The organism is Bradyrhizobium sp. LeoB3, from assembly GCF_055456055.1.
This window is the reverse complement of the sequence record NZ_JBVBEF010000038.1, coordinates 42979-58598: the sequence shown is the minus strand read 5'-3', so window position 1 is coordinate 58598 and position 15620 is coordinate 42979. Positions and strand designations below refer to the sequence as shown.

The window sequence follows — 15620 nt, the reverse complement described above, 5'->3', positions numbered from 1 at the left end:
TCGAGGTTAAGGATTGAGTCGGCCATGAAAGCAGAACGGCGCCGCGGCGAGCGTGTCACCTTCGAACGCGGCATTCCCGCGCACATGATGGGGATCGATGGCACGTGGCGGCGCGACTGCACCATGGAAGACGTTTCCGAGACGGGCGCTAAACTGACGGTCGAGGGCTCGGTGGAGGGCCTGCACCTGAAGGAGTTCTTCCTGCTGCTGTCATCGACCGGGCTTGCCTATCGCCGCTGCGAATTGTCCTGGGTCAACGGCGATCAGATCGGGGTCAATTTCCTCAAGCAAGGTGACAAGAAGAAGAAGGCGGGCAAGCGCGGCTCGCAACCCGCCGAGGTCTGAACACTGCTGTTTTAGAGCATGATCCGGAAAAGTGGAGAGATCATGCTCAAACAAAGAGATGAGATCATGATCCCGATTTTGTCGAATCGGATCATGATTCAGGACGTTTTCTTTCCCGTCGCACGGGCGTCATGTCCGGCGACTATCGCGTCGACCTTATGCGCGCCCCAAATCGGCGTGATAGGATAGCGCGCGTCACGATTTGAACGGTTCGAGAGCCCGGAAGAATGTCCGTCACCCCCCGTAGAGCCATGGTCCTCGCCGCTGGTCTCGGCCTGCGCATGCGGCCTTTGACCGACCATATGCCGAAGCCGCTGGTGAGCGTGGCGGGGCAGCCGCTGCTCGATCATGTCCTGGACAAGCTTGCCGCTGCCGGCGTGAGCGAGGCCGTGGTCAATGTGCACTATCTGCCCGACCAGATCATCGAGCACGTCAAGACGCGGAAGCAGCCGCGCGTGATCATCTCGGACGAGCGAGACAAGGTGCTGGGCACTGGCGGCGCGGTGGTGAAGGCGTTGCCGCTGCTCGGGCGTGAGCCGTTCTTCCACGTCAACTCCGACACCATGTGGATCGATGGCGTGCGGCCGAACCTGGCGCGGCTCGCGGAGACCTTCGATCCTGCGAAAATGGATATTCTGCTGCTGATGGCGCCAACCGCGAGCAGCATCGGCTATGGCGGCCGCGGCGACTATTCCATGCTGCCGGACGGCGCCTTGCGCAAGCGGCGGGAACAGCAGGTGGTGCCGTTCGTCTATGCCGGCGCCGCCATCATGTCGCCGTCGATCTTTGCGGACGCCCCCGCGGGCGAGTTCTCGCTGACCAGGCTTTTTGACCGTGCCAACGAGCAGGAACGGCTGTTCGGCCTCAGACTCGACGGTGTCTGGATGCATGTCGGAACCCCCGACGCCGTGCAAGCCGCGGAAGAAGCATTTTTGGAAAGCGTGGCGTAGGCTAAGCCAACCCCAGCAATCGTCATGCCCCGCGCAGGCGGGGCATCCAGTACGCCGCAGCCTCTCGACTTATTCACTGGCGTCTGTGGAATACTGGATCACCCGCCTTCGCGGGTGATGACCGATGAACGGGTGGTTCGACCGCGTGGAAATCGCCCCCTATATTGGCGCCTGACCCCGAATCAGGCTCCTCATGCGCGTTTTCAGCGTCCCCCTCTCCGTCCCGTTCCTGCGTACCGTCATCGCCGCGCTGGTTGACGGTCGCCTGGTCAGGGGATTCGACGCGCGCGGCAATCCCGAACGGCTGGCTGACGCGACGCTCTATCTGCCGACCCGGCGCGCAGGCCGGCTTGCGCGGGAGATCTTCCTCGATGTCCTGGACACGGATGCCGCTGTGCTGCCGCGCATCATTGCGCTTGGCGACATCGACGAGGATGAACTCGCTTTCGCGGAAGAGGCGGAACAATTCAGCGGCGCAGCGCCGCTGGAGATTCCGCCCAAGCTTGGCGAGCTCGAGCGGCGGCTGACATTGGCGAGGCTGGTCGCGGCCTGGGCCAAGAGCCCGGTGACCGCGCCGCAGGTGGTCGGCGGCCCCGCATCGACGCTGCAGCTCGCCGGCGATCTCGCGCGGCTGATGGACGACATGGTGACGCGCGGCGTCGAGTGGAGCGCGCTCGACAGGCTGGTGCCCGATCAGCTTGACCAATATTGGCAGCATTCGCTGGATTTCCTGCGGATCGCGCGCGTGGCTTGGCCAGCCTATCTCGCCGAGGTCGGCCGTATCGAGCCGGCGGCGCGGCGCGACCTCTTGATCTCGGCCGAAACCGCGCGACTGACCGCACAATCCGATGGTCCCGTGATCGCGGCGGGCTCGACCGGTTCGATGCCGACGACCGCCAAGTTTCTCCACGCGGTAGCCAAGCTGCCGCACGGCGCGGTCGTGCTGCCCGGGCTCGATACCGATCTTGATGAAGAGTCCTGGGAGACGATCGGCGGCATGCGCGATGCCAAGGGCAAATTCACCACGCCGCCCGCATCGAACCATCCGCAATTCGCCATGCACGCGCTGCTCGAGCGTTTCGGCATCAAGCGTGATGAGGTGGAGATTCTGGGCGAGCCGGCACCACACGGGCGCGAGGTGCTGCTGTCGGAAACGATGCGGCCGTCCAGTGCCACGGCGCAATGGCACGACCGGCTGGAGCAGCCCGAGATCGCCGAGAAGATTTCCGCCGGCACGAACGGCATCGCCGTGGTGGAGGCGCCGAATCCGGAGATGGAAGCGCTCGCCATCGCCATTGCCATGCGCGAGGCGAGGCATCTCAATAAATCCGCCGCACTGGTCACGCCGGACCGCGCCTTGGCGCGGCGGGTGATGGCGGCACTGACGCGCTGGAATCTCGAATTCGACGATTCCGGCGGTGAAGCGCTGATGGACACACCATCGGGCATTTTCGCCCGCCTCACCGCGGAAGCCGCGACCAAGGGATTGGAGCCACCGACGCTGCTCGCGCTCTTGAAACATCCGCTGTTCCGGCTCGGCGCCGCGCCGGGCGCCTACCTTCGCGCGACCGAAGTCTTGGAGCTGGCGCTCTTGCGCGGCACGCGGCCGCAAGCCGGCAGCGAAGGCCTTGCCCGCGACTTCGAACGCTTCCGCAGCGAACTCGCCAAGCTGCGCCGCGGCGAGACCTCATCGCTTCATGCCCTCGAACAACGGACCCGGCTCCGCGACGTCGAGCTCGACCAGGCGCAGTCGCTGATATCAAAGCTGAGGGCCGCGCTTGCACCGCTTGAAAGTCTCAGCGCATCCAAGCCGTACGATTTTGCCGAGTTGGCGCTCCGTCATCGCGAGGCTCTCACTGCGTTGTCCTGCGATCAGCACGGCATCGCCGTCGCCTTCGAAGAGCAGGCCGGTTCCGTGCTCGCATCCGCATTCGATGATCTCGTGGGCGCCAAGAAACTAAGCGGCGTGATGGTCCCGCTCTCCGATTATCCCGACGTCTTTCAGACTGCGTTTGCCGACCGCATGGTGCGTCGCCCGGAATCGCCGCGCGCGCAACTGCACATCTTCGGCCAGCTCGAAGCGCGACTGACGGAGACCGATCGCGTGATCCTTGGCGGGCTCGTCGAAGGCGTCTGGCCGCCGGCGCCGCGGATCGATCCCTGGCTCAGCCGGCCGATGCGGCACGAGCTCGGTCTCGACCTGCCGGAACGGCGTATCGGCCTTTCCGCCCACGACTTTGCGCAACTGCTCGGCACTGACGATGTGATCCTCACCCACTCGGCCAAGGTCGGCGGCGCGCCGGCGGTGGCCTCGCGCTTCCTGCATCGGCTGGAAGCGGTCGCCGGCGAGGCGCGCTGGAAAGCCGCGAAAGCACTGGGCGAGACATACGTTCAATACGCCGCCGAGCTCGACCGGCCGGACAAGGTCGAGCCGATCGCGCAGCCCGCGCCGAAGCCGCCGCTTGCGACAAGGCCGCTCAAGATGTCGGTGACCGCGATCGAGGACTGGCTGCGCGATCCCTACACGATCTACGCAAGATATATCCTGCGGCTCGACCCGCTCGATCCCGTCGACATGCCGCTGTCGGCGGCCGATCGTGGCTCGGCAATCCACGCTGCGCTCGGCGAATTCACGCAAGCCTTCGCCGATGCGCTGCCGGACGATCCGCTGCGCGCCCTGCGTGAGATCGGTGGCAAGCATTTTGCGCCGCTGATGGAACGGCCGGAAGCGCGGGCGCTGTGGTGGCCGCGCTTCCAGCGCATCGCGGCATGGTTTGCCGAATGGGAGACCGCGCGGCGCGGCGCTATCGCGGCGATCAATGCCGAGATCCGTGGCGAGATCGGCATCCCCCTCGACAATGCGCGCACCTTTACACTTTCGGCGCGCGCCGACCGGATCGAGCGCCGCGGCGATGGCTCGTTCGCCATCCTCGACTACAAGACCGGACAGCCGCCGACAGGCAAGCAGGTACGCATGGGACTGTCGCCGCAGCTCACGCTGGAAGCCGCGATCCTGCGCGAGGGCGGCTTTGAGGGCATTCCCGCTGCCGCGTCTGTCGGCGAGCTCACCTATGTCAGGCTCAGCGGCAACAACCCGCCGGGCGAGCAACGAACATTGGAACTGAAAATCAGGCCGGGCGATACGCCGCAATCGCCCGACGATGCCGCCGACCACGCGCGGAAGGAGCTGGAAAAACTGATCCGCCAGTTCGAGGACGAGAACCAGGCCTACACCTCGCTGAATCTCTCGATGTGGGCCAACCGCTACGGCACCTATGACGATCTCGCCCGCATAAAGGAGTGGTCCGCGGCCGGCGGCCTGGGAGTAGAGGAATGGTGAAAGCGCCGCGCCCCATTCCCGACGCGGTGCGCGCCACGCAGGCGCGCGCGTCCGATCCCAAGGCGTCCGCGTTCGTGTCCGCCAACGCCGGTTCAGGCAAGACCCATGTACTGGTGCAGCGCGTGATCCGGCTGTTGCTGGAGGGCACGCCGCCGGAAAAGATCCTCTGCATCACCTTCACCAAGGCGGCCGCGGCCAACATGGCCGAGCGGGTGTTCTCCACGCTCGGCCATTGGGTCACCCTCGACGATACGGCGCTGGACGCGGCGATCCGCGAAGCCGGCATTGCCCATCCCAATGTGAGGCTCCGACGGGAAGCGCGAAAGCTGTTCGCCTGCGCGCTGGAGACGCCGGGCGGGCTGAAGGTGCAGACCATCCATGCGCTATGCACCCGCCTGCTGCAGCAGTTCCCGTTCGAGGCCAATGTGCCGGCGCGGTTCGCCGTGCTCGACGAGCGCGACCAGAACGAGATGATGGAGCGCGCCAATCTCGCGGTGCTGCTGGAAGCCTCGCGCAATCCCGACAGCGCCACGGGGCGTGCGTTGATGGTGGCGATGGCGAGCGCGGCCGACGTCACCTTCAAGGACGTGGTGCGCGAAGCCTGCCTCAGCCGCGATCATTTCATGGCCTGGACCGATGCCGCGGGCAGCGCGGTGGCCGCCGCCGGCCAGATGTCGGCAGCACTTGGCGTCGCCGCTGATGATTCGATCGAGGACGTCGAGCGCGCGATCCTGGATGGTCCCTATCTGCCACGCGCGCGCTGGGAGGACATTGCGCTCGTCCTCGACACCGGCAACAAGTCCGACCAGGATCAGGCGTCACGCCTGCGTGAGGCGCTGGTCTTCACCGGCAGCGCGCAGGTCGATGCCTATCTTGGCGTCTTCCTTACCGACGCCGACCGCACGCCGCGCAAGTCCGTGGTGACGAAGAAATTCTTCGACAACAATCCCGCCATCGGTCGGCTGTTCGAAGCAGAAAGCCAGCGCATCCATCCGCTGATCGAGCGCCGCCGCGCCGTAACGATCCGCGACCGCACCGAGGCGCTGCTGCATATCGCGACTGCGGCGGCCGCGAACTACCGCCGCGAAAAGCTGGAGCGCGGGCTGCTCGACTATGACGACCTCATCGACAAGACGCTCGAGATGCTCGACCGCGTCTCCTCGGGTTGGGTGCACTACAAGCTCGACCGCGGCGTCGATCATGTCCTGATCGACGAGGCGCAGGATACCAGTCCCAAGCAATGGGACATCGTCGCGCACATCATTTCCGAATTCACCTCCGGCGCCGGCGCGCGCGACGGTGTGGTCCGCACCGTGTTCGCGGTCGGCGACGAGAAGCAGTCGATTTTCTCGTTCCAGGGCGCGGCCCCGCATGAATTCGATCTGCGCCGCCGGGAGCTGAAGAAGAAGTTCGAGGATGCCGGGCTGAAATTCGATCCCGTTTCCTTCACCTATTCGTTCCGTTCGGGACCCGCGATCCTGCAATCGGTCGACCACGTGTTCCGTGAGCAGGAGATCTATCGCAGCATCCATGCGGTCGAGAACGGCTATCCGCTCCACAATGCGCTCGCCGACGCCGGTCCCAGCATGATCGAACTCTGGGAGCTCGCGGAAGCCGACGACAGGCAGGACATCGAGGGCTGGCGCGCGCCGTTCGACGGCGTCTCCGTCACCAGCCCCGAAGTGAAGCTTGCGAAGCGCATCCAGGCCGAGATCAGGCGGCTGGTGGAAAGCCGCACCATGACCGGCAGCCGCGGCAATCGCCGGCCGCTCACCTACGGCGATGTGCTGGTGCTGGTGCGAAGACGCGGCAACGCGTTCGACGCCGTGATCCAGGCGCTGAAACACGCCAATATCCCGGTCGCCGGAGCCGACCGGCTGAAATTGACCGAGCACATCGCGATCATCGATTTGATGAACCTCGCGGACGCGCTGCTGCTGCCGCAGGACGATCTGGCACTGGCGGTCGCACTGAAGAGCCCGCTGTTCGGCCTCGACGACGACGATCTGTTCAAGCTGGCCTGGGAGCGCAAGAGATCGCTGCGCCACGCGCTGGCGCTGCATGCGGCGACCGATGAGCGCCTCGCGGCCGCGCTGAAACGGCTCGAACGATGCGAGCGGCGCTTTGCGGACTCTACGCCGTTCGCCTTTTATGCCTGGCTGCTTGGCGGCGAAGGCGGGCGGGCGCGCATCCTGCGTCGCCTCGGCCATGAGGCCAATGATGCGCTCGACGAATTCCTTGAGCTTGCGCTGGCCTATGAGCGCAAGGCACCCAGCTCGCTGCAGGGCTTCGTGGCCTGGCTGCGTGCCGCCGACACCGAGGTGAAGCGCGACATGGAGATTTCGCGCGACGAGGTGCGCGTGATGACCGTGCACGGCGCCAAGGGGCTGGAAGCCTCCGTCGTGTTCCTGGTGGACACCACCACCTCGCCCGCGGACACGCAACGGCTGCGGCTGATCCATCTGCCACAGGGCAACAGCGCGCCGCACGGGCCCGGCGTCGTGGTCTGGGCCGGCCGCAAGGCCGAAGATCCCGGTCCCGTCGCCAAGGCACGCGAGGCGATGCTGGAGGAGACGGAAGACGAATATCGCCGCCTGCTCTACGTCGCGATGACCCGGGCTGCAGATCGATTGATCGTTGGCGGCTGCCTGCCCGGCAATATGAAGAAGGTCCGGACTTCCTCCTGGTATGACCTGATCGACAAGGGCCTCGCCAATTCCGACCTCAGCTTGCAGGAGATCGAGACCCCGGCGGGCCTGGTGAAGCGTTATTTCCGGCCCGATGATGCCGATGCGACGACCGGCGTCGCGGTGTCGGGGGCGCCGCAGCCGATCGAACTGCCGTCCTGGCTGCAGCGGCCGGCGCCGACTGAGCTCGCCGCCGACAGCCGGCTGCGGCCATCCGACCCCAGCGACGACAGCCGCCGCGTCCGCAGCGGCGAGCAGCTCGTGCTGCGTGCCCGCGCCATCCAGCGCGGCACGCTGGTGCACCGGCTGTTGCAGTCGCTGCCGGACATCGCACCCGAGCGCCGACGCGGTGCGGCGCTGTCCTATCTCGAACGCAATGCCGAGGATTGGACCGCCGAGGAGCGCACGGCGCTGGCCGAAAGCGTGCTGGCCTTGATCGCCGATCCGCGTTTTGCCGCGGTGTTCGCGGCCGGAAGCCGAGCGGAAGTGTCCATCGTCGGCCGGCTGGACCAGCCCGGGCGATCGCCGGCGCTGGTATCCGGTCAGATCGACCGGCTGGTGGTGACGCCGGACGAAATTTTGATCGTCGACTTCAAGACCAACCACGCCCCGCCGAAAACTGCGGCCGAGGCGCCGCGGGGCTATATCCGGCAGCTCGCGCTCTACCGGGCCGTGCTGCGCAAGCTTTATCCCGGCCGTCCCGTCCGCGCCGCCCTGCTCTGGACCGAAAGTACTGAAATGATGGAGATTTCCGTCTCCGCGCTGGACAGGGAGCTGGCATCCCATCATGCTGGCGTGACTGAGCTTGACCCGGCAGGGGTGCGTTCATAGGTTTGTTGTACGATCCCGGGCGCGACTCAGTCGCGCCCTTTTCTTCCAACCGAACGAGGTACCCCATGGCCGTTGGCAAGGTTTCTGACGCCAATTTCGATGCCGAAGTGCTCAACGCGACCGGGCCTGTCGTGGTCGATTTCTGGGCCGAATGGTGCGGCCCCTGCCGCATGATCGCGCCCGCGCTGGACGAGATCGCGGGTTCGATGGGCGACAAGGTCAAGATCGTGAAGCTCAACGTCGACGAGAGCCCGAAGACGGCTTCTAAATATGGCGTGATGTCGATCCCGACCCTGATGATTTTCAAGGGCGGCGAGATGGCCTCGCGCCAGGTCGGCGCGGCGCCGAAGGCGAAGCTGCAGCAGTGGATTTCCGCTGCGGTCTGATCCGTCTCCTTAGAATAATTTTCGACAACGGCCGGCGGATAGTCGGCCGTTTGCGTTGAGGGGGCGTGTGTTGCGTTTGAAGGTCCTCGCCCGTGCCGTCTCCCCGTCGAAAGATCGCTTCCGATTCCGCCGCGCTGGTCGCGATGGAGGCCCGTTCGGTCGATGCGATCCCGCGCGGGGACGAATGGCAATATGAGCCGAAATGGGATGGCTTCCGCTGCCTGCTCGCGCGCCAGGGTGCGAAGGTCGACCTGCGCTCGAAGTCCGGGGAAGATCTCGGCCGCTATTTTCCGGAGCTGATCGCCGCAGCGCTCGAGTTGAAGGCGACTTCGTTCCTGCTCGACGGCGAAATTGTCGTGCCGCATGGCAAGACGTTCTCGTTCGACGATCTGCTGCAGCGGATTCATCCCGCTGCCAGCCGCATCAAGAAGCTGGCGCACGAAACGCCGGCGCTGTTCATCGCCTTCGACCTGCTCGCGACGGCCACAGAGAAGAAGCTTTCCGCCGAGCCGTTGAGCCAACGACGCCCAACGCTCGAAACCTTCGCCAAAGCGCACTTCAAGTCCACTCCAACATTTCGGCTATCGCCCGTCACCACAAGCTACGCCACGGCTGTGAAGTGGCTGAAGCAATCGGGCGGCGGCTTCGACGGCGTGATCGCCAAGCGCATCGAGCTGCCCTATCAGGCGGGCAAGCGCGAGGGCATGCAGAAGATCAAGAAATTCCGCAGCGCCGATTGCGTCGTCGGCGGCTTTCGCTACTCGACCAACAAGATCGACGGCCGGAACGTCGTCGGCTCGCTCCTGCTCGGCCTCTATGACGATGACGGCCTGTTGCACCATGTCGGCTTCACCTCCGCGATCAAGCGCGAGGAGAAGCCGGCGTTGACGTCAAAGCTGGAGACGCTGATCGCAAAGCCCGGCTTCACCGGGAATGCGCCTGGTGGCCCGAGCCGCTGGTCGACCGAACGCTCCGCGCAATGGTGTCCGCTGAAGCCGAAACTGGTGATCGAGGTCTGCTACGATCATTTCAGCGGCGAGCGCTTTCGCCACGGCACCTCGATCCTGCGCTGGCGCCCGGACAAGGCACCGCGGCAATGCACCTTCGAGCAGCTGAAGCAGAAGGCCGTCGATCCGATGAGGCTGTTGAAGGCGCAGGAATCGCAGCCCGGATGAAGCGGAGCGTAATCCGGGGCTTTCCGCACGTGGACAGACTTTCCCCGGACTACGCTCCGCTCCATCCGGGCTACGGCATCGTGCTAGCGGATCCACCCGGTCGCCAGCGCCGATGCCAGTTCCAACTGGCCATTCTCGCGCGCCAGCGCGGCCATGGCGTCGTGATCGTAGGGCACATGGCGGAACGTCACCCGCCAGGCACCGTCGGCTAATTCCAGGATCGCGTAGCGCGCGTCGGGCGTGCCCGCCTCCACGACATGCTTGTACGGATGGACGTCGCGATAGCCAGGAGAACCGACGCTGCCAGGATTGACGATCAGGCGGCCGTCACGAAGCCGCACCGCACGCGCGAGATGGCTGTGGCCGCAGAGGATGAGCGGCTGGCTGATGCCGCCGGCTGCTTGCTCGATCGTCTCCAGTGATGCCATCCGCACCGTGCCATCAGGCAGCACTGTCTCCAGCCAATAGACTTCATCGTCGGCAGGCGTCGCATGGCAGAGAAAGACCTGATCACGGAACACCCGTGTCGGCGGCACGGTACGCAGCCAGTCGAGATGGCTTTGATCGAGTTGCGCGTACGCCGGCCGGTCCCACGAACCCATCTTCTCCGGCGGCCGATCGATGAGATAGCGATCGTGATTGCCAAGTACGTGAACGGCACCGAGCGCCATCAGCGTGTCCATCGTCCGCCGCGCGTCCAGCGGACCGCTCGCCATGTCGCCGAGATTGACGATCTCGGCAATCCCCTGCGCGCGGATATCAGCAACCACAGCTTCCAGCGCCAGATAGTTGCCGTGCACGTCGGCGATGGCGGCAAAGCGCAGCGTCATGTCGGCGGCGTGCCGTTCACGTCGAGCACATGGCCGGCGAGATAGAGCGAGCCGGTGATCAGGATGCGCGGCGGCACCTCGTAAGCAAGCTGCGAAAGCGCATGCAGCGCGGCCTCCACGCTCGCTGCGATCTCGACGCGCATGCCGAACGCGCGCGCCGCATCCGCCAGCCGGTCCGGCGGCATCGCGCCCGCACGGCCCGGAATCTCGACCGCGATGATGTGGCGCGTCAGACCGGCGAAATTGGCCAGGAAGCCGGATGCATCCTTGTTCGCCATCATGCCGGCGATCACCACCAGCGGACGCGACACGCGCTCTTCGAGATCGCCGACCGCAGTGGCCGCCACGCGACCGCCTTCGGCATTGTGTCCGCCATCGAGCCAGATCTCGGAGCCCGGCGGCGCCAGATTGACCAGCGCACCCGACGCCAGCCGCTGCATTCGCGCCGGCCACTCGGCATTGACGATGCCGGCCTCGAACGAAGCGATCCCGATCTTGAACGCATCGATCGCACGCAGCGTCGCGATCGCAAGCCCCGCATTGTCGAACTGGTGACGGCCGAACAGTTTTGGCGCTGCCAGATCCATCAGGCCGCGGTCATCCTGATAGACCAGCCGGCCGCGCTCGACCCCGACATGCCATTGCTGTCCGGCCACGTGCAGTGGGGCCCGTCGGCGCGCCGCCTGAGCCTCGACGACGGTCATCGCATCAGGCGACTGCTCGGCACAGATCACCGGCACGCCGCGCTTGATGATCGCGGCCTTCTCGCCTGCGATCGCGGTCAGTGTGTCGCCGAGGAATTCGGTGTGATCCATGCTGATCGGCGCGATGACGGAGGCAAGCGGCGTCTCGACCACATTGGTCGAATCCAGCCTGCCGCCGAGACCGACCTCCAGCAGCGTGACGTCGGCCGCATGCTGGGCGAACAGGCAGAACGCCGCCGCGGTCTCGATCTCGAAGATCGTGATCGGCTGGCCGTCATTGACCCGTTCGCAATGCTCGAGCACCGCGCGCAATTCATCATCGCTAACAAGCACGCCGCCACCGACGCGGCCGAGCCGATAGCACTCATTCAGCCGCACCAGATAGGGCGAGGTGAAGACATGCACACGCAAGCCGGCTGCTTCCAGGATCGCACGCAAATAAGCGATCGTGGAGCCCTTGCCGTTGGTGCCGGCAACATGGATCACCGGCGGCAGCTTGCGCTCGGGATGATCGAGCCGCGCGAGCAGGGCGTGCATGCGATCGAGGCTGAGATCGATCGTCTTCGGATGCAGCGCCGACAGGCGCGCAACCAGCTCGCCGAGCGGCGGCGATGGCTGGGCGGGCGGTACGCTCACGCGTGCGGCGCTGCCGGCACGGTTTCCGGTGCCGAGACGATCTGGGTGGGTGCCGTGACCTCCGGCGCAGGTTTCGAGGGCACCTGCAGCGCCGGCGATTTGGTGAGCAGGCGGCACAGCCGTGCCAGCGTCGCGCGCATGTCGTGGCGATGCACGACCATGTCGACCATGCCGTGGTCGCGCAGATATTCGGCGCGCTGGAATCCGTCCGGCAGTTTCTCGCGGATAGTCTGCTCGATCACGCGCGCGCCGGCAAAGCCGATCAGCGCGCCGGGCTCGGCGATATGCACGTCTCCCAGCATCGCATAGGAGGCGGTGACGCCGCCGGTGGTCGGATTGGTCAGTACGACGATGTAGGGCTGCTTGGCTTCGCGCAACATCTGCACGCCCACGGTCGTCCGCGGCATCTGCATCAGCGACAGAATGCCTTCCTGCATCCGCGCGCCGCCCGAGGCGGCGAACACGATGAAGGGCGACTTCTTCTCGACCGCGAGCTCGAGCCCGCGCACCATCGCCTCCCCGGCAGCCATGCCGAGCGAGCCGCCCATGAAGTCGAAATCCTGCACCGCGATCACGACGCCCGCGCCCTCGAGCTTGCCGTATCCGACCTTGATCGCGTCATTGAGACTGGTCTTGGCCCGCGCATCCTTGATACGGTCGACATATTTGCGCTCGTCGCGGAACTTCAGCGGATCGGGTGTTACGTCCGGCAGCGCCACGTCGAACCAGGTCTCGTTGTCGAAGATCGACTTCAGCCGCGCCACCGCGCCCATGCGCATGTGGTAATTCGAGCCGGGGATGACGAACTGGTTGGCCTCGACGTCCTTGTAGAACACGAGCTGCCCGGAATCCGGGCACTTGATCCAAAGATTCTCCGGCGTCTCGCGCCGCAGGATGCTGCGGATTTTCGGCCGGACGACATTGGTGAGCCAGTTCATGCTTCGCTCCGAAATGCGGTCGGTTCCGCATTGGCTGAATATATGGCGGGCCGGGTAACGCCCGGCAAGCCGCCTGCAACGACGGTAGCGGCCTATTCGGCCGCTTGTTTGGCGCCTCGCACGCCCTGCGCCAGCGCGGCAGCAAGATCGGCAACGGCCGGCACGGTCCTGGCGGTAGCCCGCCCCTCCGCATCGAGACTGCCGCGCAGGGCATCGACCAGCGCGGTGCCGACCACCGCCCCGCTGCTACTCTCGGCAATGGCTCGAGCGGCTTCCGGGGTACGGATGCCGAAGCCGACGCAAACCGGCAGCTTGGTATGCCGCTTGATGCGTGCCACCGCTTCGCCGACCGCCGTGGCGTCTGCCGCCGCGGCGCCGGTGATGCCAGTGATCGAGACATAATAGACAAAGCCCGAGGTGTTCGCGAGCACCGCCGGCAGGCGCTTGTCGTCGGTGGTCGGCGTCGCCAGGCGGATGAAATTGAGCCCGGCCTTCATCGCCGGCAGGCACAGCTCGGTGTCCTCCTCCGGCGGCAGGTCGACGATGATCAGGCCATCGACGCCCGCGGCCTTGGCATCGGCGAGGAACTTGTCGACGCCATAGATGTAGATCGGATTGTAATAGCCCATCAGCACCAGCGGCGTGGCGTTATCATCCTTGCGGAAGCTGCGCACCATTTCGAGCGTCTTCTTCAGCGTCATGCCGCCCTTGAGCGCGCGCAGCCCCGCTGCCTGGATCGACGGCCCATCCGCCATCGGATCGGTGAAGGGCATGCCGATCTCGATGATATCGGCGCCGGCATTCGGCAGAGCCTTGAGGATGTCGAGCGATGTCGCAGGGTCGGGATCGCCGGCCATCACGAAGGTGACAAAAGCGGAGCGGCCCTGCTTCGCGAGCTCGGTAAAACGTGCATCGATACGGGTGGTCATGGCGCGGCATTCGCTGTGCTATACCTCTCCCCTCCGGGGAGAGGTCGGCTGCGCAGCAGCCGGGTGAGGGGGATGGAGGGGTTCAAGGCAAGAGCACGAAGCCTCCGCGCGTCGCAGACCAGCGCCGAGGCCAAACTTTGGCAGGCATTGCGCAACAGGAAGCTGGCGCGATGGAAATTCCGCCGCCAGCATCCAATCGATCGGTACATCGTCGATTTCGTCACGCTCGATGGGAAATTGATCGTCGAGGTCGACGGAGCGACCCATTCCAGGGACTCAGAGATCAAGTACGACGAGGCGCGAACAAAGGTTCTCGAAGCCTGCGGCTTCCTCGTCGTGCGCGTCCAGAATACGGACGTATATGAGAATCTCGACGGGGTGCTTGAGATGATCGAAACCTCACTTCGGTTCGAGTGAGCGGAGAGACCCCTCACCCGGCTGCTGCGCAGCCGACCTCTCCCCTGCGGGGAGAGGTCGGAAAGGGAGCGGCGGCGAGAGGTCACTTGTTTCGGCCCTTCAAGATGTCGCCGACTTGCGGCACGTCCTTGTCGCCGCGGCCGGAGAGGTTGACCACCATCAGGTGATCCCTGGGCCGCTTCGGTGCGAGCTCCATTACCTTGGCGATGGCATGCGCGGGCTCGAGCGCCGGGATGATGCCTTCGAGCCGCGACAGCAACTGGAAGGCTTCCAGCGCTTCCTCATCGGTCGCCGAGAGATAGTTGACGCGGCCGGTCTCGTGCAGCCAGGCGTGCTCCGGCCCGATGCCGGGATAGTCCAACCCGGCCGAGATCGAATGTGCCTCCTGGATCTGGCCGTCTTCGTCCATCAACAGATAGGTGCGGTTGCCATGCAGCACGCCGGGCCGGCCACCCGCGATCGACGCCGCATGCAATTGCGTCAGTCCGTGACCGGCGGCTTCGACGCCGAAGATCTCGACCGAGGGATCGTCGAGGAAGGGATGGAACAGCCCCATCGCATTAGAGCCGCCGCCGATGCAGGCGACGAGCGAATCCGGCAGGCGGCCCTCGACCTCCTGCAATTGCTGGCGCGTTTCGATGCCGATGATCGACTGGAAGTCGCGCACCATCATCGGATAGGGATGCGGGCCAGCCACCGTGCCGATGCAGTAGAATGTGTCGTGCACATTGGTGACCCAATCGCGCAGCGCATCGTTCATCGCATCCTTCAGGGTGCGCGCGCCCGACTGCACCGGGACCACCTTGGCGCCCAGCATCTCCATGCGGATCACGTTGGGCTGCTGCCGCGCGACATCGACCGCGCCCATATAGACCACGCATTCGAGCCCGAACCGCGCGCACAGCGTCGCGGTGGCGACGCCGTGCTGGCCGGCGCCGGTCTCGGCGATGATACGCTTCTTGCCCATACGGCGCGCCAGCATGATCTGGCCAAGCACATTGTTGACCTTGTGCGAGCCGGTGTGGTTGAGCTCCTCGCGCTTGAAATAGATTTTTGCGCCGCCGAGATGCTCGGTCAGCCGCTCGGCGAAATAGAGCGGCGACGGCCGGCCGACATAGTGCTTCAGATGGCCGTCCATCTCCTTCTGGAAGGCAGGATCGGCCTTGGCCTCGGCATAGGCTTTTTCGAGGTCGAGGATCAGCGGCATCAGCGTTTCCGCGACGAAACGTCCGCCGAAAATGCCGAAATGCCCGCGTTCGTCGGGACCGCTGCGGAAAGAGTTGGGTAGCGCTGGACTCATCGAACCATCAATTCTTCTGTGGCGCGCGCGGGCGCGCTGTCTCTACTCCCTCGCCCCGCTCTTGCGGGGAGAGGGTCGGGGTGAGGGGCTCTCGCCGCAAATTCGCTAGCAGTTGTGATCGCGGAGACTCCCCCTCACCCGGATCGCTAACG

The 15620-nt window shown here is 65.3% G+C and carries 12 protein-coding genes; 7 read left to right on the top strand and 5 right to left on the bottom strand.

Annotation, left to right across the window (positions count from 1 at the left end):
* Positions 1 to 24 precede the first annotated feature (24 nt).
* The 6 genes from ACZXDY_RS23475 (at position 25) to ACZXDY_RS23450 (ending at position 9714) form a co-directional block, all read left to right on the top strand.
* Positions 25 to 345 carry a PilZ domain-containing protein gene (locus tag ACZXDY_RS23475; protein WP_028167294.1) on the top strand — a complete coding sequence of 107 codons (321 nt, stop codon included), beginning with the start codon at positions 25 to 27 and terminating at the stop codon, positions 343 to 345.
* Between the two features lie 227 nt (positions 346 to 572).
* On the top strand, positions 573 to 1295 hold the full coding sequence (locus ACZXDY_RS23470; RefSeq protein ID WP_028167296.1) for a nucleotidyltransferase family protein: 723 nt from the start codon (positions 573 to 575) through the stop codon (positions 1293 to 1295).
* A gap of 193 nt (positions 1296 to 1488) precedes the next feature.
* Positions 1489 to 4635, top strand: coding sequence for a double-strand break repair protein AddB (gene addB / locus ACZXDY_RS23465; RefSeq protein WP_464347116.1), 3147 nt, complete (start codon positions 1489 to 1491; stop codon positions 4633 to 4635).
* Positions 4629 to 8153 carry a double-strand break repair helicase AddA gene (gene addA / locus ACZXDY_RS23460; RefSeq protein WP_464347115.1) on the top strand — a complete coding sequence of 1175 codons (3525 nt, stop codon included), beginning with the start codon at positions 4629 to 4631 and terminating at the stop codon, positions 8151 to 8153. Before addB ends, addA begins: the two co-directional genes overlap by 7 nt.
* A 65-nt stretch (positions 8154 to 8218) precedes the next feature.
* A complete protein-coding gene (gene trxA, locus ACZXDY_RS23455) occupies positions 8219 to 8539 on the top strand; it encodes a thioredoxin (protein ID WP_464347114.1) in 321 nt (106 codons plus the stop codon).
* A gap of 143 nt (positions 8540 to 8682) precedes the next feature.
* A complete protein-coding gene (locus ACZXDY_RS23450; protein ID WP_464347128.1) occupies positions 8683 to 9714 on the top strand; it encodes an ATP-dependent DNA ligase in 1032 nt (343 codons plus the stop codon).
* An 83-nt stretch (positions 9715 to 9797) separates the two neighbouring features.
* On the opposite strand, the gene ACZXDY_RS23445 is transcribed toward ACZXDY_RS23450, so the two are convergent.
* The 4 genes from ACZXDY_RS23445 to trpA form a co-directional block, all read right to left on the bottom strand.
* Complete coding sequence (locus tag ACZXDY_RS23445; RefSeq protein WP_464347127.1) at positions 9798 to 10538, bottom strand: metallophosphoesterase family protein; 741 nt, start codon at positions 10536 to 10538, stop codon at positions 9798 to 9800.
* A gap of 2 nt (positions 10539 to 10540) precedes the next feature.
* Positions 10541 to 11842 carry a bifunctional folylpolyglutamate synthase/dihydrofolate synthase gene (locus tag ACZXDY_RS23440; RefSeq protein ID WP_433994547.1) on the bottom strand — a complete coding sequence of 434 codons (1302 nt, stop codon included), beginning with the start codon at positions 11840 to 11842 and terminating at the stop codon, positions 10541 to 10543.
* 38 nt (positions 11843 to 11880) lie between these two features.
* Positions 11881 to 12822 carry an acetyl-CoA carboxylase, carboxyltransferase subunit beta gene (accD, locus tag ACZXDY_RS23435; protein ID WP_028167302.1) on the bottom strand — a complete coding sequence of 314 codons (942 nt, stop codon included), beginning with the start codon at positions 12820 to 12822 and terminating at the stop codon, positions 11881 to 11883.
* Between the two features lie 92 nt (positions 12823 to 12914).
* Positions 12915 to 13751: a tryptophan synthase subunit alpha gene (trpA, locus tag ACZXDY_RS23430; protein ID WP_464347113.1), complete on the bottom strand. Its 837-nt coding sequence runs from the start codon at positions 13749 to 13751 to the stop codon at positions 12915 to 12917.
* A gap of 72 nt (positions 13752 to 13823) precedes the next feature.
* On the opposite strand from trpA, the gene ACZXDY_RS23425 reads away from it, so the two are divergent.
* A complete protein-coding gene (locus ACZXDY_RS23425) occupies positions 13824 to 14168 on the top strand; it encodes an endonuclease domain-containing protein (protein ID WP_464347112.1) in 345 nt (114 codons plus the stop codon).
* Between the two features lie 82 nt (positions 14169 to 14250).
* Here ACZXDY_RS23425 and trpB read toward each other — a convergent pair whose 3' ends face one another.
* Positions 14251 to 15468 carry a tryptophan synthase subunit beta gene (trpB, locus tag ACZXDY_RS23420; RefSeq protein ID WP_028167305.1) on the bottom strand — a complete coding sequence of 406 codons (1218 nt, stop codon included), beginning with the start codon at positions 15466 to 15468 and terminating at the stop codon, positions 14251 to 14253.
* Positions 15469 to 15620: the final 152 nt, after the last annotated feature.